Source organism: Actinomadura luzonensis (genome assembly GCF_022664455.2).
Lineage (GTDB): Bacteria > Actinomycetota > Actinomycetes > Streptosporangiales > Streptosporangiaceae > Nonomuraea > Nonomuraea luzonensis.
Window position 1 is genome coordinate 1,241,036 of record NZ_JAKRKC020000001.1, and the last position, 18,175, is coordinate 1,259,210.

The 18,175-nt window shown below is 67.1% G+C and carries 21 protein-coding genes and 1 tRNA gene; 7 read left to right on the forward strand and 15 right to left on the reverse strand.

The genetic code is table 11. From position 1 onward, the window contains the following. The first annotated feature begins 786 nt into the window (after positions 1 to 786). Both MF672_RS05870 and MF672_RS51765 read left to right on the forward strand, forming a co-directional pair. Positions 787 to 859: transfer RNA gene (locus tag MF672_RS05870), tRNA-Arg, on the forward strand. A 367-nt stretch (positions 860 to 1,226) separates the two neighbouring features. Continuing rightward, entirely contained in the window at positions 1,227 to 1,490 is a 264-nt protein-coding gene (locus tag MF672_RS51765; RefSeq protein WP_308210527.1) for an HAD hydrolase-like protein, read from the forward strand. On the opposite strand, the gene MF672_RS51770 is transcribed toward MF672_RS51765, so the two are convergent. Then, on the reverse strand, positions 1,371 to 2,435 hold the full coding sequence (locus tag MF672_RS51770) for a hypothetical protein (protein WP_308210538.1): 1,065 nt from the start codon (positions 2,433 to 2,435) through the stop codon (positions 1,371 to 1,373). The two genes, MF672_RS51765 and MF672_RS51770, sit on opposite strands and share 120 nt — an antisense overlap. Positions 2,436 to 2,711: 276 nt before the next feature. On the opposite strand from MF672_RS51770, the gene MF672_RS05885 reads away from it, so the two are divergent. Next, entirely contained in the window at positions 2,712 to 4,475 is a 1,764-nt protein-coding gene (locus tag MF672_RS05885; protein WP_242378873.1) for an IS1182 family transposase, read from the forward strand. A 284-nt stretch (positions 4,476 to 4,759) separates the two neighbouring features. After that, complete coding sequence (locus MF672_RS05890; RefSeq protein ID WP_242378875.1) at positions 4,760 to 5,221, forward strand: hypothetical protein; 462 nt, start codon at positions 4,760 to 4,762, stop codon at positions 5,219 to 5,221. A gap of 8 nt (positions 5,222 to 5,229) precedes the next feature. On the opposite strand, the gene MF672_RS05895 is transcribed toward MF672_RS05890, so the two are convergent. The 10 genes from MF672_RS05895 to MF672_RS05940 form a co-directional block, all read right to left on the reverse strand. Beyond that, positions 5,230 to 5,523, reverse strand: coding sequence for a hypothetical protein (locus MF672_RS05895; RefSeq protein ID WP_242378878.1), 294 nt, complete (start codon positions 5,521 to 5,523; stop codon positions 5,230 to 5,232). Between the two features lie 2 nt (positions 5,524 to 5,525). Then, complete coding sequence (locus MF672_RS05900) at positions 5,526 to 7,283, reverse strand: hypothetical protein (RefSeq protein WP_242378882.1); 1,758 nt, start codon at positions 7,281 to 7,283, stop codon at positions 5,526 to 5,528. Between the two features lie 981 nt (positions 7,284 to 8,264). Beyond that, complete coding sequence (locus MF672_RS05905; protein ID WP_242378884.1) at positions 8,265 to 9,629, reverse strand: tyrosine-type recombinase/integrase; 1,365 nt, start codon at positions 9,627 to 9,629, stop codon at positions 8,265 to 8,267. Then, positions 9,626 to 9,817, reverse strand: coding sequence for a helix-turn-helix transcriptional regulator (locus MF672_RS05910; protein WP_242378887.1), 192 nt, complete (start codon positions 9,815 to 9,817; stop codon positions 9,626 to 9,628). The genes MF672_RS05905 and MF672_RS05910 overlap by 4 nt, the downstream gene beginning before the upstream one ends. Further along, a complete protein-coding gene (locus MF672_RS05915) occupies positions 9,814 to 11,031 on the reverse strand; it encodes a replication initiator (RefSeq protein ID WP_308210528.1) in 1,218 nt (405 codons plus the stop codon). The genes MF672_RS05910 and MF672_RS05915 overlap by 4 nt, the downstream gene beginning before the upstream one ends. Positions 11,032 to 11,414: 383 nt before the next feature. Continuing rightward, entirely contained in the window at positions 11,415 to 11,576 is a 162-nt protein-coding gene (locus MF672_RS05920; protein WP_242378889.1) for a hypothetical protein, read from the reverse strand. 16 nt (positions 11,577 to 11,592) lie between these two features. Next, positions 11,593 to 11,934, reverse strand: coding sequence for a hypothetical protein (locus MF672_RS05925; RefSeq protein WP_242378891.1), 342 nt, complete (start codon positions 11,932 to 11,934; stop codon positions 11,593 to 11,595). A gap of 20 nt (positions 11,935 to 11,954) precedes the next feature. Continuing rightward, positions 11,955 to 12,572 carry a DUF2637 domain-containing protein gene (locus MF672_RS05930; protein WP_242378894.1) on the reverse strand — a complete coding sequence of 206 codons (618 nt, stop codon included), beginning with the start codon at positions 12,570 to 12,572 and terminating at the stop codon, positions 11,955 to 11,957. 20 nt (positions 12,573 to 12,592) lie between these two features. Beyond that, complete coding sequence (locus MF672_RS05935; RefSeq protein ID WP_242378896.1) at positions 12,593 to 13,912, reverse strand: FtsK/SpoIIIE domain-containing protein; 1,320 nt, start codon at positions 13,910 to 13,912, stop codon at positions 12,593 to 12,595. After that, entirely contained in the window at positions 13,905 to 14,234 is a 330-nt protein-coding gene (locus MF672_RS05940; RefSeq protein ID WP_242378899.1) for an SCO3933 family regulatory protein, read from the reverse strand. The genes MF672_RS05935 and MF672_RS05940 overlap by 8 nt, the downstream gene beginning before the upstream one ends. A gap of 109 nt (positions 14,235 to 14,343) precedes the next feature. Between MF672_RS05940 and MF672_RS05945 the strand changes: the two genes are divergently transcribed. Continuing rightward, the gene (locus tag MF672_RS05945) at positions 14,344 to 14,712 is read left to right on the forward strand and encodes a GntR family transcriptional regulator (RefSeq protein WP_242378901.1); all 369 of its coding nucleotides are present in this window, start codon (positions 14,344 to 14,346) and stop codon (positions 14,710 to 14,712) included. On the opposite strand, the gene MF672_RS05950 is transcribed toward MF672_RS05945, so the two are convergent. Then, positions 14,672 to 14,863, reverse strand: a complete 192-nt coding sequence (locus MF672_RS05950; protein WP_242378903.1) for a hypothetical protein — start codon at positions 14,861 to 14,863, stop codon at positions 14,672 to 14,674. The two genes, MF672_RS05945 and MF672_RS05950, sit on opposite strands and share 41 nt — an antisense overlap. 356 nt (positions 14,864 to 15,219) lie before the next feature. Here MF672_RS05950 and MF672_RS05955 point away from each other — a divergent pair, with 356 nt between their 5' ends. After that, complete coding sequence (locus MF672_RS05955; RefSeq protein ID WP_242378906.1) at positions 15,220 to 15,960, forward strand: helix-turn-helix domain-containing protein; 741 nt, start codon at positions 15,220 to 15,222, stop codon at positions 15,958 to 15,960. A 3-nt stretch (positions 15,961 to 15,963) separates the two neighbouring features. Then, positions 15,964 to 16,440 carry an NUDIX hydrolase gene (locus MF672_RS05960; RefSeq protein WP_242378909.1) on the forward strand — a complete coding sequence of 159 codons (477 nt, stop codon included), beginning with the start codon at positions 15,964 to 15,966 and terminating at the stop codon, positions 16,438 to 16,440. On the opposite strand, the gene MF672_RS05965 is transcribed toward MF672_RS05960, so the two are convergent. From MF672_RS05965 to MF672_RS05975, 3 genes are all read right to left on the reverse strand, one after another. Next, entirely contained in the window at positions 16,408 to 17,058 is a 651-nt protein-coding gene (locus tag MF672_RS05965) for a DUF6000 family protein (protein WP_242378911.1), read from the reverse strand. The genes MF672_RS05960 and MF672_RS05965 overlap by 33 nt on opposite strands. A gap of 37 nt (positions 17,059 to 17,095) precedes the next feature. After that, complete coding sequence (locus MF672_RS05970) at positions 17,096 to 17,647, reverse strand: HD domain-containing protein (RefSeq protein ID WP_242378913.1); 552 nt, start codon at positions 17,645 to 17,647, stop codon at positions 17,096 to 17,098. 67 nt (positions 17,648 to 17,714) lie between these two features. Beyond that, the gene (locus tag MF672_RS05975; RefSeq protein WP_242378915.1) at positions 17,715 to 18,167 is read right to left on the reverse strand and encodes a GntR family transcriptional regulator; all 453 of its coding nucleotides are present in this window, start codon (positions 18,165 to 18,167) and stop codon (positions 17,715 to 17,717) included. Positions 18,168 to 18,175: the final 8 nt, after the last annotated feature.

Sequence of the window (18,175 nt, forward strand, 5' to 3'; positions counted from 1 at the left end):
CTGGAGTCCCAGCACCGCCCACCGCAAACGCAGACCATCACCCCGGCTCCCCGCACCTCAACCCCCAGAAATCACCCCACCCGCAAACCCCTGAACCTCTTCCTGCCGCCCCCCATCCCGACAAACCTCCCACAACCACGTCTCCTCCCACTCCCCCGGACACCCCCCGCCACCCCGCGGCCGCACCGGCACAGGCGTATAGGGCTCCTCCACAACGTCCCGCCCACCCTCCGCCGCCCGATCAGCACCAGCATGCCGAGCAGCACCGCCAGAGCCACCCTCACCCTCCTCCGACCGCCCCTCCCCCACACCCCGCCGCTCCCGCGTCCGCACGTCTCCTCCACCCCCTCCCACAGCCAGAACCGGCCCCTCCCCGACCTCAGCACTCCCCACCCCGACCACAAAGCCCCCATACTCCCGCCCAGGCCGATCCGGCGCCGGCACGAACACCGGCTCGAACGCCACCACCCCGCCCTCATCACCACCAGCACCGCCCACACCAGTAACACGAGAGAAGTCCCCGAACCCCCGCGCCTGCCCCGCCAGCAACCCCCCGGCCAGAATCGCCGGCGCCAACAACGCCCCGAACAACACAACCGGCCGCCGCCGAGCCCGCCTACACCGCCTGATGGTCACGCCCAGAAGCTACCGACGCCCGATGCACAGCAATCCGACCAGTTGTCATGCCTTTACCGCAGCTCAGACCACCCATAACCAACCCCGCCCAACTCCTCCCCGCCCCACGTCCCACGCAGCCCCAGACTTTCGCTAGGCTTACAAGCGTCCGCCTCCGTAGCTCAGGGGATAGAGCACCGCTCTCCTAAAGCGGGTGCCGCAGGTTCGAATCCTGCCGGGGGCACGCTTCTCGACCAGGTAATTTGGCCTCTGACCTGCGGTTTCGCTGCCGCAGGTCTTTTGTTTTCCAGACCCTTGACAGGCCACCGAAGGCACCCGAATGCAGCCGTAGGACAGCGTCCCGGGGACATACGGGGGATGATCTTGAGGGCGTCTACCGAGGTCAGCCCCCAATACGTGAAGCCGAATGCCACGACCGAGCCTCTGCTTTCAAGGTCCGCGAGCACTTCGCCCTGCGGGAGTCGGTCGAGGAACTATAGGCCGAGCACCGGCACCGTGTGCCCGACCTCGTGCAGTGCTACTCCGGCGTCGTCACTGGATTGGCCGAGCTGCGTGCCGCAGGGTCGCGGGTGGGCATGGTCACCAGCGGCATGGCCGACAACCAACTCGGCAAGCTCCGCCGAACCGGCCTGTTCGAGATCGCCGCTCAGCGATGCGGAACCAGCCTGGCCCAGGGCGGCTGGATGGTCGGCGACAGCCTCATTGCTGACATCGAGGGAGGACAAGCAGCCGGCCTACGTACCATCTGGATCGATCGGGGAACGTGGCCAGGCCACGAGCACCAAGCCGAACACGTAGTCGCCGTCGCCGTCGAGGCAATCGCCATCGTGCGCGAGCTTATGCCACTTCAGTAGGTCGGCACGCGCTGCAGTTGAGCACCCGGTCACGCTTCGGTTCGACCGGTCGGAGGTAGATGCGGTGCGGGCGCCTTGTTCGACCGCCTTGTTGAACTGTGTGACGAGGGCGGTCGCGAGAGCGACACCCAAGAGCACGCCCATAACCTTTGCGGTGTCGACGAGTGTGGCACGCACCCATCGTTTCTCCTCGTCAGGACTCTTCCAGACCCCGAAGCGGATCGCTTCCCAGGCCAGCACGAAAGCGGCTGCGGCGGCGTATTGAAAGCCTGCTCTCCAGTTGCCGCCAGCGATGACTGAGGCTGCGACCAGGATCAACCCGAGGGCAAACGAAGTCAGCGTGAGTCTGGTGGCGCGAACGACCCGCGGCATGCGGTCGGCGACACCCCTCGGGGTTTGATCGGCGGACATCCGCCTCGGAATGAGATCCCTTGGGCGTATCGACCGAAATCGTCGCAGGCCCTCCCTCCAGCTCGTCAGCAGTTCGCGCCTGCGTCTTAATATCATCCTGGGCCGTTTGGCGATGCCTCTATAAAAGAGGAAGGTCTCTCGATTGGAAAGCAGAGAGACGAAACCCACCCCTCTAATGTCGTCCCGATCCGCGAGTTGATCATTGCGCAGCTTTTTTTGCCAGCGGGGAATGTCGACGATGACGTGACCGTCCGACATTTTACGACCGGGCTTCTTGTGATGCCTGCAATACTTCCACTCGCCGGGCACGGGAGTCCTACAAGGCTTATCGGCGCGCGATTGCTGCGTATGGTAATACTTGCAGGTCACCGGCCATACTCGACCTCTCAGCACCCAGAGCCCTACTCGAAGAACCACTACAAAAGGCAGGAAAAGGAGCGCCAAAACAAGAGGCCACGGTATTGGACTGACCGAATCCAACCCTTTGGCGGCGATAGCGAACAGTTGACCCATGAGGTTCAGGAAGTCGCCCACCACATCATGAAGCCACCTCGTTTCGCGCACATGGAGGCAAGAGTGACGTAGATTAGCAGTTAGGATTTACTGTACGTATCGTCACGAGCCCGATCTGACCTGTACGCCTTCGGACGACGGAGGTCTCAACGTGGATCGATCCCACTCGGAGCACTTCACCTTGGGATGATCGATCCTGCTGGTTAACTCGCGACACGCGACTGTAGGTTCGTGACCTGAGTCTTTGGCGTCCGGGATCATGCAGTGCGGCCGGGTTTCCCCTCTTCCGGGTCGTGGATGGAGTGGCTGGTGTCGATGCAACCCCGGTCCTGGCCGGAGCCGGACCCGGTGATCGCGGCGGCGATCCGGTCGATGTATCGCGGCAAGCGGCAGCCGCCGCTCCCCGTCCGGGTCCGGGATGAGCTGGGCGAATTGTTCGCGGACGCGGAATTCGCCGCGGCGTTCGGGAGCGAGGGCAGACCGGGCTGGTCACCGGGCCGGCTGGCGTTGATCACGGTGTTGCAGCGGGTGGACAACCTCACCGACCGGCAGGCCGCCGACACCGTGCGAGCGGACCTGAGCTGGAAGTACGCGCTCGGGCTGGCGTTGGACGATCCCGGCTTCGACGCCAGTGTGCTGAGTGAGTTCCGGACTCGGGTCATCGCTCACGGCCTGGAGGAGAGGGCGCTGGACCTGCTGCTGGCCAGGCTCGTTGAGAAAGGCCTGATCGGAGCGGGTGGCAAGCAGCGTACCGACTCCACCCACGTGATCAGCGCGGTCCGGGACCTGAACCGGCTGGAACTGGCCGGGGAGTGTGTCCGCGCAGCGTTGGAGGCGATCTCGGCCGCCGACCCCGGCTGGACGAGCAGGGTTCTTGAGTTGCCCGGCTGGGCCGGACGCTACCGTGCCCGGGTCGACTCCTGGCGGCTGCCGGCCTCGGAGACGAAACGTGCCGAGCTTGCGCGCGCCTACGGCGCGGACGGCTATGCGCTGGTGGAAGCGGTGTATGCGCCGTTCTCGCCGGCCTGGCTGCGTGATCTGCCCGCGGTGCAGGCGCTGCGGGTCATGTTGATCCAGAACTATGTGCGCGTCACCGATCGTAAGGGGCGGGAGGTGGTCTGTCGGCGGCGGCCCCTCGAAGACGGTGGAGAGGGACTGCCGCCGGGCAGATCGCGGCTGACCTCCCCCTACGATGTCGATGCCCGCTGGGCGGCCAAGGGTGACGACTTGTTCTGGAACGGCTACAAGCTGCACATCAGCGAGACCTGCAACACCACGACCGGCACGACCGGCACGACCGGCACGACCGGCACGAACATCGTGCCGCCCAACTTGATCACGAACGTCGCCACCACGGACGCGACCGTGCCCGACAACCAGATGACCGACAAGATCCACCAGATGCTCGCGGCGCGTGAGTTGCTGCCGGATGAGCACTACCTCGATTCCGGCTACCCGTCCGCGGAACTCCTCGTGAGTGCGCGCAAGAGGTTCGGGATCGCGCTTATCACCCCGGTTCTGCTGGATTATTCATCGCAAGCCCGCGCCGCAGCCGGGTACGACCGTGCGGCGTTCACCATCGACTGGGACGCCGAACAGGCGAGGTGCCCACAAGGGCAGGCGAGTTCCTCCTGGAGCCGGTGCACCCAGCGCGACACCGAGGCGATCGTGGTCAAGTTCAGCGGCGAGGTCTGCCGGCCGTGCCCGGTGCGCTCCTTGTGCACCTCGGCCAGAAGAGGCGGACGCCAGCTCACCATCCGTGCCCGCCCCCTTCAAGAGGCTCTTGACCAAGCCCGTGTCGATCAGGCCAGCAAGGACTGGCGGGACAAGTACAAGCTCCGCGCCGGAGTCGAGGGCACCATGCGCCAGGCGGTCGCGGTCACCGGGGTCCGCCGGGCCCGCTACCGGGGCCTGGCCAAGGTCCACCTCGAACACGTCTTCTCCGCCGTGGCGCTCAACCTCATCCGCCTGGACGCCTGGTGGAACGGACACCCGCTCGACCGGACCCGCACCGGCCACCTCGCCCGCCTCGAACTGGCAGAACTCGCTCTCGCGGCCTGAGACGAATTAACCAGCAGGGTCATGATCGGCAACAAACGCTCACAGATCGGCGATGTGTCAAGCACACGGGCGTCGCCGACCCAGCACATGGCTGTCGCGATAGAAAGTTAGCTAGGGCTGGTGGAGCATGTCGAATCCTGTGCAGCGAATCATCGTCCGACCTGAGGCGCTCTTCATGAACATATTCAGTGCCCGGCAGGCATACGAGGTGTACGCGGCGGTTGGGGTTAGGTAGTGTCCGGGACGTGCGCCCAGTTACCCGCCCACTGTCTGTGGTTGCCTCGGTGCTCGTCTCTCTCGCCGCGCTCGCAGGCTGTTCAGGAGACCCCAACCGCCCCACCTTGGACGAGGCGTCGAAGCAACTCATCGCAGACGGTGACAAGCTTCTGGCCTCTCAAGATCTGGCCACAATGGGCTCCGCCAACGCAACCGAACGAGCCGATCGCGACAGCGAAGTCGGGTGCTTGAAAGGCCAAATACAGCGCCTATTTCGCGCTCAGGGCGATCTCAAGGGGCCGCCAGGTCAGCACTCGCCGACTAACGCGGTAGGCCTGATGGCGAGCGGGTTACGGCTGCAGGGCTATGACACCATCGTGGATCGCTCGGATCTTTCTGACGAGAATCTCGGCACAGCTGTGCTGCGGCATCCAACCTCCGGGATCACGTTCCTGATCACGGTGCGCAACGGACAGAGGCCCAACATCCTGATTGTCGGCAAGACCAGTTGTCACGAACGAAGCAAGTGAGTACACACCTAGCTGGGCATCTGAGCTGCTTCGGACCGTACAAGCTGTGCCTGCTTGCGGAGACGATCGGCCGTGGCCAGGCAACTGTCCCGGAGTATGCCGATCTCGTTGCGCAACTTTCCGGCCTGAGAGGTGAAGCGTCCCGCGGCCGGCCCCTTCCAGAACGCATCGACTACCTGGGGTTGGGCGAGCGTGCCGGCGAAAACCTTGTCCAGCTCTTCGGCGTATCGAGTGAGTGCCGTGGCGAGCAGTTCCTTCTCTGCGGCCTGCTGAAGCATCTGGCCCTGGCTCGGGATGGTCATGCTCAACCTCCCCGCTCTTTCAGCGCCTTGACCAAGGCGTCATAAAGCCGTCCGCGGAACGCCATACGAACCTCGTTCTGCTGAGCATCGGTCAACGGCTTCTGCCCGTGCTGGTCCAGGGACGAGTTCACCCACTCGGCCTGTCGCTGCACAATGCTGTCCGCGACGTCCTCAGCCGTGGCCGGGGTCTTCTTGTCGAAGTAATCCGTAATCACACCCTTAAGGCCGTCCTTGGCTTCGTCCAGCCCGGCGTCTCGGGCGGTGGCCACGTTCGCGTCCTGGATGGGCCAGTACTTGTTGGAGAGCCACGAGACGGGCAGCAGCGCGACTCCCGCGAGCCAGTCGGCGTATTCGTCATCGGTCCACTCGGCGTGCGTCGAGCCGCTCAGCATCAGGTTCGCCGCACCGCCGGCGAGCGCCGCGCGGGATGTGTACTGATCCTGAGTGGCCTCATCTCCGAAGGGTCGGAACCGGCCGATGTCCAAGCCAAGCGTGTAGTCCTGGGACGCTTTCATCAGAGTGTTCGCCGCGTCCTTGTCCTGCATCAAGCCACCCATGAACCGGGAAGCGTCATCGGGGGCAAGGGTGTCCCATGGCGATGTCGGGTAAGCCGACTTCAGCTCGGGAGAGTCCCGCATGGATTGTCCACGGGCGAGTTGGTCGAGGTAGGGCGCCACGTTCTTGGCCAGGGTCTCACTGATCGGCGAGTCCTTGAGCGTGCCCCACTCACCACCGATCCACGGGGTATTTTCGGCGCCCATCCCTCGAATGATGTTGAACCATGCTCGATCACGAACAGCGGCTGTTCCCGCGCCTGGATTCAACGCCTTGTCCAGCACACCGGCAAGTTTCCCTTCGAGGCCGGCGACTCCACTCATCCGGTCGCGCTGAGGATGCAGGAGCCAGCCTGCGGCGTCCTTGTTGTCAGCCAGAAGTGTCTGCAGCGCCTGCGGATCGGCGTCGTACGCCTCCACCAGCGTATTCAGACTCCAGTTGGGACTTGTCGGGAGGTCAGCCGCCAGTGGACGGCCCAGCACGCGCAGCGCCACCTGATTGAGGAGCCTGCTCGACGGCTTGGACATCTCGAGCATCGCGGTCAGCACGCCGGGCTGAGTGGATTCCATGAACTTCCCGCGCCACTCCTCCCCCAGCCGTCCGGCACGTTCGGCATTGGCGTACGCCTCGGCCAGTGGTCCAAGAGTCTCCCGGCCCTGCTGGAGCACACCCGGCGGCAGCCCTTTGTCCATGGCCGGGCCCTTGTCCTTCATCCAGTGCATGAACAGCGCGCGGAACTTGTCCGGCCCCAGGGCTTTCAGCAAGGCGGCGGCGTACGCGGGATCCTTCAACTTCTCCTTCGTCGCCGCCGTGGCCTCGGTCAGCTTCCGCCAGGTCTCTACCGAGTTCTCGATCTCGTGCTGCTTGAGCGCCCCCGCGATGGGCCCCGCGTCCGCCTTGCCCTGTCGAGCAGCCTCAGTTTCGCTGTTGAACGGTAAGAACACGCTCAACAAGCCATTTCCGGAACTCGGGACCAGCTGTTTGAGCGTGTCCATCCGCCATTTGAGATCGCGCTGCGTCTCGTCGAAGAATGCCCACGACCGGTGCATGGCAGCCACGCCCGGGGGGCCGGTCCACGCCGGGCCCGCCTCGGCGATGGCCGCCTCCAACCCGTGCCGCGTGCGGCCCAGGACGTTCTTGCCGCCCTCCATCTCGCGTATGAGCTGTTCCGCCCGGCTGGGGTCGATCCCGACGAACTCCCCCATGGACCCTCCCAGAGGGTGTGGCTACAAGGGAGGAGTCAAGCACAACAGCTAATCCCGGTAAATGCCTCACACATCCCCATAAGCAACCGGAATTACACGCACTATGGCAGAACTTGCCGTATTTCAGGGCGGACGTCGCAGAAGGCTCGTTGCACTCGCCCTTGCCGGTGCTGGCTATCCGAGGAGCGAGCGACAGGCCAAGTTGCGGATTCGGAACTCAGGTTGGGAAGGCGGGAAGAGTTCGTCGCACGCCGCGATATCTTCCAGCACCTCCGGATTCCTGTCTCTGATGCGTGGTTCGTTGTTCGAGCTCCTTTTCGGACGCTCAGCAGGAACCACGGTCTTCATGGACGGGGCCGGCGGTCCAGTTCGATAACGCTGGCGAGGCACGGCCGGCGGCGCTGGTCGGCGGTGGGGCCTCGGCGATTGCGCCTTGCGCTTGGACGTCTTGGGGGTGAGCCTGGGCGTCGTTGAGGACAGGGCTCGGGACGATGGAGACACAGACGGAGTGGACGCGACCGAGCGCCCGGCGACGCTCGGTGTGGGCGTCGGTGTCGAAGCGGCGCTCGATCGTGACGCGGCGCCATGCGTCACCCACGAACCCGCCCAGAAGCTGAAGGCCAGGCAACCCAGGAGACCCGCGACAAGCGCTGGCCGAGCCAGCCGACGCCGATCACGCAGCGGTGGTCGATCTGGCGGGGTCGGGGTCGAGTACCTCCGCCAGCCGAAAGTATCGGGCTCGGCACCACGCCGCGGGCGGTCCCGGAGGGGCAGGCCGTACGGCGGGCGCCGGCGCGGGCGGGGCTCGTTCGGCGACGGGGTGAGGCGGTTCTGGTCTTCTCGCATGATCCTCCCTACGTGCCGTCCATGCCTGCCAGGGTGCCGCAGCGTACCTACATCCAGCGGGAATGACTCGGCAAAGACAGCGGTGAAGGCGAACCGGCCCCGCGATGAGCAGGACCGGAAGCAGGTGAAATGTGGCTACGTGTCCAGGGCGTCGTTGATCTTGCCGTTGATGTGCTCCTGCTGACCGTCCACGCACTTGGCATAGACCCGCAGCAGGACGTCAACGCTGTGTCCGGCCCTCTTGGCAACCTCCGGGGCCGGGACACCGGCGTTCAGCCAGAGCGACACGGCCGCATGGCGAAGGTCGTACGGCCGAGCAGCCAGCGACGAGGCGACCTGCGACGGAGTGAGGGCGAGCTTGCGGGTCTCCTGCCAGACGTAGGAATGCGCCGAGCTGGAGTAGGTGCCGCCGGTGCCGGTGCTGAAGATCCGGCCGTCCTTCGCGGTGCCGTACTCGCCGATGTGCTCGCGGAGCATGGCGACCAGGACGGGCGGGATCGGGATCTCTCTGGTCTCCTTGTTCGCCCGGTGCTTGAGGCTGCGTGACTCGTGGGTCTGGCCGGAGTCGGTCCAGCGCTTGACCCCCTGGGGTCGTGCGTTCTCCAGGACGATCAGGCCCCAGCCCGTCTCAGGCAGCATGCAGTTCCTCAGCCGCAAGTCCGCCGCCTCCTCCGGTCGGAGGGCGGCGTAGTAGATGCAGGCGAACAGGGCTTTGAGCCGGGGACCGCGCTTGCGGCCCACCTTGGGCACGGCATCGAGGAGTGCGCGTGCTTGGGCGGGATTGACGACCGTGCGGGGGTCGATCACCGTGACGGCCTTGGGCGCAATCCACTTGATCTCATCCAGGGGGTTGCTGCCGAACAGCTTCTGCTCGACCGCGTGCTCCAGAAGGTGATGCAGGATGGCCCGCTTACGCCGTACCGTGTTCGCGCCCGCCGGCGAACCGGCGAAAGTGACCGAGATGGCGTCGAGAGCCACCCGAAGGACATGCGGCTCCTTCAGCTCGGACAGCGGAAGGGACGCCCGTTCCAACCAGCCGAGAGCCACCGTTTGTGCCGCGGTCAGGTCCGCCCGCCTCTTCTCCGGGAGAAGCGCATGGATGCGGAGTACCTCCCGCAGGTTCTCATCTGCAGGACGGTGCGGCGCCTTGGCCACCAATGCCGGAATCAGCGAAAGGAGTGCGTAGGCGTCGGTCTCCCGGGTTCGGGCCGCCGAGGAGGTCCAGCGGCGAAGTACGTACGCCTGAGCGAACTCGAAGAACGTCGGTCCGGAGGACGCACGGGCCAGCATCGACACCGGCAGCCCGGTGGCGACGTCGAACTCCTCCCCTGTCTTGGCGGCCTGCCGAAGGTCGGACATGAACGCGTTGGCCAGGCCCCTGGTTCGGAAGCTCTTCGACTTCTGCTTGCCTGCGACACGCCAGCGGGCGATGAACGTGGGCGTGTCCCGGTCGGTGCGGTGCTGGATCTCGCCGAGCTTCACGTCGTACGTGGTGTTCACGCAGCCTCCCGTCGAGAGTCGAGCCAAGCCGTGAGGTCGCTCCGCCAGACGCGGAGTTCGAGGTTGGGCAGCTGAACGCAGACCGGCGCCCGGCCGAGCTCGCGCCAGCGGTAGAAGGTGCGGCGGGAGACCCCGCCCAGCTCGGCGAGAACCTCTGGGACGGTCAGCAGGTCGTCACGACGGCTCATCGAGCACCAGCCCGAGTGTCCGGGACGCCATGTCCGGTTATCGCTGCGGCGATGAGCTGGTCGCCGATGCTGTAGCCCTTGCCCGCGTAGGTCCACTCGCTGATCACGAGGACGGCGTCCTCGTCGAACAGGGGCAGCCGGCCGGTGGTGATCTCGTCGTTCCGGGCGTGCTGTTCACGGTCGGCCCGCAGTTCGCCGAGGGTGGTGGAGTAGCGGCGGGAGCGGGTGGAGAAGTGGCCCCGGAAGCCGAGCATGTGGGCCCAGTTGACGAGGCGGAGGTCAGCCAGTTCGGCGATGGCGCTGAGGCGCAGGCATTCGGCGATCAGGCGTTTTGGGTGGTCGCGGAGGTTGTAGGCGTCGAGGTCGTCCAGCGGGTTGACACGGCGGTCGAGGGTGCCGACGCATTCGGCGGCCTTGGTGGCGTACTTGGCGATGTAGCCGGCGACGGCCTGGTCCGTCAGGTCACCGTCGAGGGTGATGGGCCGGACGTCGAGCTGTTCGCCCCATCGCAGGACTCGTTCCGGCTCGTCGTCGTAGGCCGGGGCTTTGGCGGTGACGGCTGTGGCGGCCTGGCGGACGACGTGTGCGAGGGCGTCGGCGGTCGCCCAGGCCGGCGGCGGTGCGGCCGGACCGTCGGGGCCGTCGAGGCGGATGACGGCGTGGAAGTGGACGACGCCGCGGCGCTGGTATTCGGCGACCTTGGCGAAGGAGAGGGTGAGGTGCTCGCGGAGCTCCTTGAGCGTCAGGCCGCCGAGCTTGGCGAGGCGGCGGCGCAGAGCGTCCCCGAAGCGCTTCCACAGCAGCGGCGCCAGGGCGTTGAACAGGACGGAGCCGGTGTAGTCGTAGCAGTCGGGGCAGAGCGGTTCGCCGAGACGCGGGTCGTCCGGGCCGTGCTTGACCGTGCAGGACATGACGTGGCCGTGCGGGCAGGTCTCCGCGTCGCGGCGGGCGTGGCAGGGCAGGACCTTGCCGTTCTTCTCCCGTCGAGCGTGGACCGTTCCGAAGCTGGGTGCGGTGAGGGTGACGAAGAGCGTGGGGTGCGCGGTCACTGTCTCGGGAACGCCCTTGCCGCCGACCAGGCCGGCGCGGATGAGGTGGTAGGTGTCGGCGCGGTAGACCTCGGCGCAGGCGGGGCAGCGGGAGGCGCGGCGGGTCTTGCAGGGCAGGCGCAGGATGCCGTCGGGCTCCTGTCGCGTCGTGTAGCGGTGGAGCAGCCGGCCGGTGGCGCGGTCGTAGTGCTCGACCTTGGCCGCGGAGGTGGATGGGCTGGCGGCAGCCGCCGGTGGCGCGGATCTGGGCCGCCCAGCGGTCGTAGTCCGGGGCGTTGAGTCGGGCGATCACGCCCGTGAGTACGTGCGGACTGCTGGTGCATGCGGGCAAGATGGAAGCCTCCTTTCGCTCGTTCGGGTGAGGGGATGGCTCCCGACCTGGCAGTCGTCTTGGCGGATGTGCGGCCAGGCCGGGAGCGCTGCGCTCTCAGGCGCCGTGGTTGTCGATGCCGGTGCCGTCGCAGTGGGGACAGCGGTCGCGGTCGTCGTTCAGGCCGGTGCCGTTGCAGGTGCAGCAGCGGTAGTGCAGCAAGGTGATCATGGGCGGCTCACCTCCTTTCGCGGGGTGTCGTGGTGAGGTAGATGCGCCAGTGGGAGGGCCTGCCGCGGTCGGGATAGAGGCGTGAGACGTCGGTGACGATGAAGTGCAGGCGGAGCCGGAACAGGGCGTCGATGACTTCGGCGCGGGTGCCGTCGAGGCGGATGCGCATGGCGGGTCTCTCCTGATCAGAGGTCGGGTGTCGGGTCGGGGTCGATGCAGCCGGTGTAACTCCTCTCGGCGGCGTGCCGGGCGCGGGCGGCGGCCAGCACGGCGACGGCGCGGTATTCCACAGGGCCGAAGCAGACCGAGGTGGCGTAGTGGCCGTACGGGGAGTCGTCGAAGTCGATGCGCGAGCCGACGTAGGTGGCGATCTCGTCGATCTCGGCGCACATGACGTCGTCGCGGTCGTCGTCCGGGAAGTGATGGGCGACCACGTGGGAGGAGACGGGCACCTCGGGGTGAGCCTCCAGGAAGGCGGCCAGGTCGAGCAGTCCCTTGATGAGGTCGGTACGGCGGTCGCGGATCATCAGGTGATCTCCCTTCTGTGTCAGGCGGTGCGCAGGGTGTTGAGCAGGTCTGAGGCGAGTTGGCTGGACACGCCGAGATGGACGCGTAGGGCGTCGAGGGTGATGGGACGGCCGTGCTTGGCCTGGTGTTGGTCGGCGATGCGGCGGGCGTAGTCGAGGAGCGCCGGTGCCGGGCCGTCCTCCTGGTCGTCCCGCTCGTCAGCGAGAACGGGTTCCGGGACGGGCGCAGGTGCGGCTTCCGGAATCTCCGCCCCGGGGTGGGCGGCGCGGCGTTCGAGCATGGAGACGGCGAGCAGGAACGCGCCGGCCGGAGTGGCGGCGGTGATCCAGCCCCAGACGGTCGGAGCGGCTTGGGCGAGGTTGGCCGCCAGGGACAGGGTGATGCCGCCGATCAGAACCAGGACGGGCCAGGAGACCGCTCCGCGCCGGGTCCGGCCGGTCTTGGTGTCGCGCTGTCGTTCGCGGGCGGCCATGACGCAGGTCAGGTCGATGCAGATGGCGACCGCCCAGGACATCCAGCCGGTCTGGCCGTGCTCGGCGGCGGTGTCACGGATGTGGGTGAAGGAGCCAGCTCCGGCGATGAGGGCCAGAACGAGGACCGGACCGGTGTCGAGCAGCCAGCGGGCCAGGCGTCGCATCGGTGCCCTCCCTTCGGAACTCAGGCGTTGACGGTGTCAGGCAGGTGACTGGTGATCTCGTCCCAGGACGGGGTGAGATGGGCGTGGGCGCGGGCCGCGTGTTCGGCGGTCTGCTCGGTGACGTAGAAGGAACGGGCGCGGTACCACTGACCGTCCTGTCCGGCGACGATGGCGACGCCGGGAGTCTCGGCCGGGATGGCGCGGGCGGAGACGAGAGCGGCAGGATCGAGGTCGCCGAGGGTCATGGTGGCGGTCTCGGGATCGTTGACGCGGTGACAGATCCGCCCGGAGCACTGGGCCCGCAGAGCCGTGACACCGGGACCGAGGTCCGAGCCGATGCGCTGGCCGCAGCAGAACAGGTAGATGCCAAACGCGCGCCCGAGCTGCGCGACCCTGAGCAGCGCGGTCGAGGTCTTGGCGATCTCGTCCTTCTCGCTCTTGTCCGCCATCAGGTACAGCTCGGCCAGCTCGTCGACCAGGACCACGATCGGAATGGGGCGGATGCCGGGCGGGAGCTGCCAGATGTTGCGGGCGCCGGCCTGACGGCACAAGCCCATCCGGTCGATCATCAGGCAAACGAGGTCCTCCAGGAGCGTGACCGACTCGGCGCGCGAGGTGGCCAGCGCGGACAGCCGGGACGCATACGGAGTGAACTCGACGCCGCCTTTGAGGTCGAAGCCGACCAGCGCCACGGGTTGCGGCGCGAGGCCGACGATCAGGGCGTTGGCGAGGTTCGATTTGCCGGACTGGGTCGCGCCCGCGTTGAGCCAGTGCGGCACGACGCGGAAGTCGATGGTCCAGGGCCTGCCGTCCTCCAGCCGTCCTACGGTGACCGTGAGCAGGTCGGCAGAGGCAGGCAGGTGTTCGACCTTGACGAGGGGGTCGTAAACGGTGGCCATCAGCACCACCCGCCCCGGACGAGGCGAGGAGGCGCGGATGGCGTGAACGCCCCAGGAATGAGCCAGGGCTTCGGCGGCGTCGGCATAGTCGCCGGGTGTCTGGCCTTCCAGAGTGTGCAGGGTGACGCGCCAGCCGTGGCGGGTCGGCATGGGAAGCCACATGAACGGCTTGGTGTCCACCGCGATGCGCTGGAAGCGGCGCCTCACCCGGACGACTCCGGTGGAGGCGACCAGTCCGGGGACGGTGGTGAACCAGAAGCGTTGCCGCTTCTTGGTCAGCCCGCAGCCGAGCGCGACCCGTCGCCACGAGGCGCGGACGGACACGGCGGCGGCCGGATAGCGGAGCGCCAGCCAGAAGGAGCCGGGATGCCAGCGGCGCCAGGCCCACAGCCCGGCCGCGAGCGCGGCCAGGACTGCGAGCACGACGAGCGCGTCACGCATCGGCGGTCTCCCGGACCGGGAGCAGGGCCGAGGCACGGTAGCTGATCCCCCACCGGCCAGCGATCTCCCAGACGTAGCCGAGCAGGCCGACCGGGTTGATCTGATCGCCGACGCTGATGGGCGGCTCTCCGGTGGTGGCGATCTTGACGAGTTCGATCCGGCCGAACTCGTCCTCCACCGAGACGGTGACCTCGAAGACGGTGTTGCCGTTCTTGTCGGTCTTGATCTCGCCGGTGTCCCTGTTGAGCACCCGCGGGCGCGGGGCCTTGACGCAGGTGATGGCGAGCTTGGTGACGTCCACGGGAATCGGAACGGAACGCATGGGCAGTGACCTCCTTATTCGTCCTGGTCAACATAGTTGGCCTAGTTGGCTCGGTTGTCAACGTCCTCTCGGTTGGCTTGGTTGTCGTTTCGTGGTGTGATGGACTGCGATGGTCAAGAACACCGGGCGCCCCGGCTACCTGCAGATCGCCGACGATCTCCGAGCGCAGATCCGCGGCGGCTCCCTCGCGCCCGGCAGTCCACTGCCGTCCACCGCCCAGCTCTCCGAGCAGTACGACGCTTCGCTGTCGGTCGTGAAGATGGCCGTCGGCATCCTGCGCAACGAAGGGCTCGTGATCGGCCAGCAGGGCAAGGGCGTCTTCGTCCGCGATCTCGACGAGAACCCGGCCGCGGGCGACCTGGCCGGCGAGGTGGCCGAACTGCGGTCCACAGTCCAGGACCTGTCGGCGCGACTGGCCAAGGTCGAGGAGCAGTTGACTACGTCCACGACACGCCGCTCCGGACGTAGCAGCCGGTGACCTTCCGCGCCAGCGACGCCGACGCCCCGTCCGGACGCTGACGCAGGGTCAGCGCCTTGTCCTCGCGGCGGATGCCGACCAGGACCATGGTGTAGCCCACCAGCAGCGCGGTGCCGAGAACCCCGGCGACGATCAGCGGGATCGCGGTCATGACCAGATCACCCCCGACGCGGCCAGGCCGCGAGGAGCGCGCGGCGGACGGCGCGTCCCGCCGTGTCGCTTGTCGCCCTTGCGCTTGGCGGTCTGCTTCCTGAGCCAGCTCCCCCGCGCCCGGCACTTGCAGCAGCGCGTCTCTCCCTTGCCGAGCAACGCACCGCACTCGCAAGCGGGCTCCGGGTGGATGTCGTGGTTCATGGTGATCACCTCTCCTTTCGGTCGTTCCGGTGTTTCCTTGTGACACCAAGATTGCGACGGAGAGTGAGGACGAGATCACTACACGACGGGACATGTTCAAGACGTCCGGCCTACGATGGTCCAGATCCCCGGACGTCCCCCGGAGCAGGTGAAATGGCGAACGAACGGCTGCGTGCCGCCCTTCTGCAGAAGGGCGTGAGCATCACTGACCTGGCCGACGCGATCCAGGTCGATCCCAAAACGGTCGAACGATGGATCACCAAGGGACGCGCGCCGTACCGAAAGCACCGATTCGCGGTGGCTTCTTACCTCGGCGCCGAGGAGACGTACCTCTGGCCGGAGGCCCTGACCCGCGAGCAGGTCGCCTCAGCGTCCGAGTCGGAGATCGTCACGGTCTATCCGCATCGCTGGGCCGTGCCCCGGGACGTGTGGGGACGTCTGTTCGCGAGCGCGTCCGAGGAGATCGGCGTGCTGGTCTACAGCGGCTTGTTCCTCGCGGACGACGCCGGCATGGTGCGCATGTTCGCCGAGAAGGCCGCCGCCGGCGTCCGCGTCCGCATCCTGCTCGGCGACCCGGACTGCGACGAGGTGGCCCAGCGCGGCGAGGACGAGGGCATCGGCGACGGCATGGCCTCCAAGATCCGCAACGTCATGGTCCTCTACCGGCCTCTACTGGGACGCCCGAACGTCGAGTTCCGGCTGCACGCCACCGTCCTGTACAACTCGATCTACCGCGCGGACGACCAGTTCCTCGTCAACACGCACGTCTACGGCGTCCCGGCCGGCAACGCCCCGGTCCTCCACCTCCGCAGGGTCATCGGCGGGGACATGGTCGCCACCTACGCCGAGAGCTTCGAACGCGTCTGGGACGGCGCCCGACCGATAGGTTCCTGAGCCATGGCCAAGCGGATCGACTACTACGACGACCCCGACGCGCCGCCGCCCAACAGTCTGGTCCCGTCCGTGAACGTCATCGTCACCAACGCCGCCGGCGAGATCCTGATGATCCGCCGCACCGACAACGGCAACTGGGCCGTCCCCGGCGGCGCGATCGATCTCGGCGAGTCGATCCCGGCGGCAGCCGTACGGGAGACTGAGGAGGAGACAGGCGTCCTCTGCGAGATCACCGGCCTGGTCGGCACCTACAGCGACCCGAAGCACGTCATCCTCTACACGTCGGACGGCGAGGTTCGCCAGGAGTTCTCTCTCGTCCTCACCGCCCGCCCGGTGAGCGGCGAGCCGAGGCCGAGCAGCGAGTCCCGCGAAGTCCGCTGGATCTCCCGCGACCGGGTCGCCGCGTTGCGGATGGACCGGTCGATGAGGATGCGGATCGAACACTTCCTAGCCGGGACCGGCCTGCCCTACATCGGCTGAGTCGAGGAACCGCCGCCTCTTCGGCAGCCATTGATCGAGGCCGCCGCTCATACAGCTGTCGGCGAATCCGCAGATCAGCCGCAGGTACTCCTTCCGCCCTATCGGGTCCGCGCTGGCCACGGCCGAACGCTCCCAGAGACCGCCGGGTCCGAGGAAACGAGCCGCGCGTTCGGTCGAGTGCAGTTCATCCAGGTACAGGAGTGCCCCCATCGCATCGTCCTGGTCGTACAGGCACGACGTCTCCGGCAGCCACCGATCCAGGTACGCGGCGAGGATCTCCGCGTCACGCTCGTTCCCGAAGCGGGCAAGCGCGAAGCAGTACCCCTGGCCGGCGTAAACGAGTTCGCTCTCCAGCAGCAACGCGCCGAGCCGCTCGCGGAACTGGGCGCGCCGGTCCATGCCGATCAGCCACGCCGCTGTGAGCCGAGCCCGCCACTCGCTGTCCAACAGGACCCGTAGATCGTCATCCGTGATCTTCCGTGCGTCCCTGACCAGCGAGCCGGCGAACGAGCGGAACACCCGCTCCGGCAGCGCCAGGAAGTTCCCGCCCAGCAGCTCGAGATAGCGGCGAACGTCGCTCTTGCCGGGATGCACATAGCGCCGAGCCAGCGCCATCATCTGTGGATCCGACGGACCCGGGAGACGCATCCCACCATCATGCCCGAGCGCGCAATGCCGCCTCTACAGAGCGAACCGCAGCCAGGATGCACGGCGTTGACGCGGTGATCGAACGGGAGACGAGGTGCTCCGGCCCGTAGCGCGAGTGAATCTCGGCCAGGCGCTCCGTGACGTCGAGATGCCGCCCGTCCGGCCCGGTGGTCATGTCGCAGTAGGTGAGCGCCTGGATCAGTTCCGGCCCTTCCTCGCCGAACTCGTGCGTCAGTTCAATGTGCAGGGACCGTTCAAGGGCCTCGTTCACCGCGCAGGAGTGGTGCGCGACGAGGCGGCAGACCCTGTCGTCGGCCTGGTGAACGTCGCGCAGGTAGCGCGCGCCGTCGAGCGGGTGGAAGCCGGTCGCCACCAGATCAGGGGCGTATCCGATGTCGTGCAGGTAGGCGGCGGCGGTCAGGGTGTCGGCCTCGTCGCCAAGGATCGGCGCCAGTGACGCGGCGCGGGCGGCTACCCCTTGGGTGTGCGCCCAGCGCCGCGGCAACGTCGTGTCCAGCAGGTCTTTGGCGAGGTCATGAGCCCACTCAGCTTGTCCCACACTGCCCACGATAGGCACAGGCTGCCGGATTCGATCCAGGTGAACCGCCGGGACGTCCCAGGACGTCTCACCGGCGAACGTACCGCCCCCGCCCATGCTCCGACACAATCAGACCTTCCTGCTCCAGCACGTCGAGCGCCTGCCGGACCGTGCTGCGCGAAACACCGTGCCGCCGCCGCAAGCACGACTCGCTGGGCAGCGCGGCGCCCGGCTCCAGCTCTCTGCGCTCGATCTGACCGCGCAGCTCGTGCGCGATCGCCTGGTACAGATACGGTTCGTCCTTCGCCTTGTCACCGCCGACGACCAGCCGGCCCTTGGACGGGATCGTCAGAATCAGCCCTTCGGCCTCCAGCACGGCCAGCGCCCGCCGCACCGTGTTGCGCGCGACCCCGAACTCCGCGCACAGCGCCGCCTCTGACGGCAGCATCGAACCCACCGGGTACATGTCGACCTCGATTCGCTCTCGGAGCCGGTCAACGATCTGCGTGAAGACCCGCCAACCGGTCAGCCACCTGTTCACCGTCGATG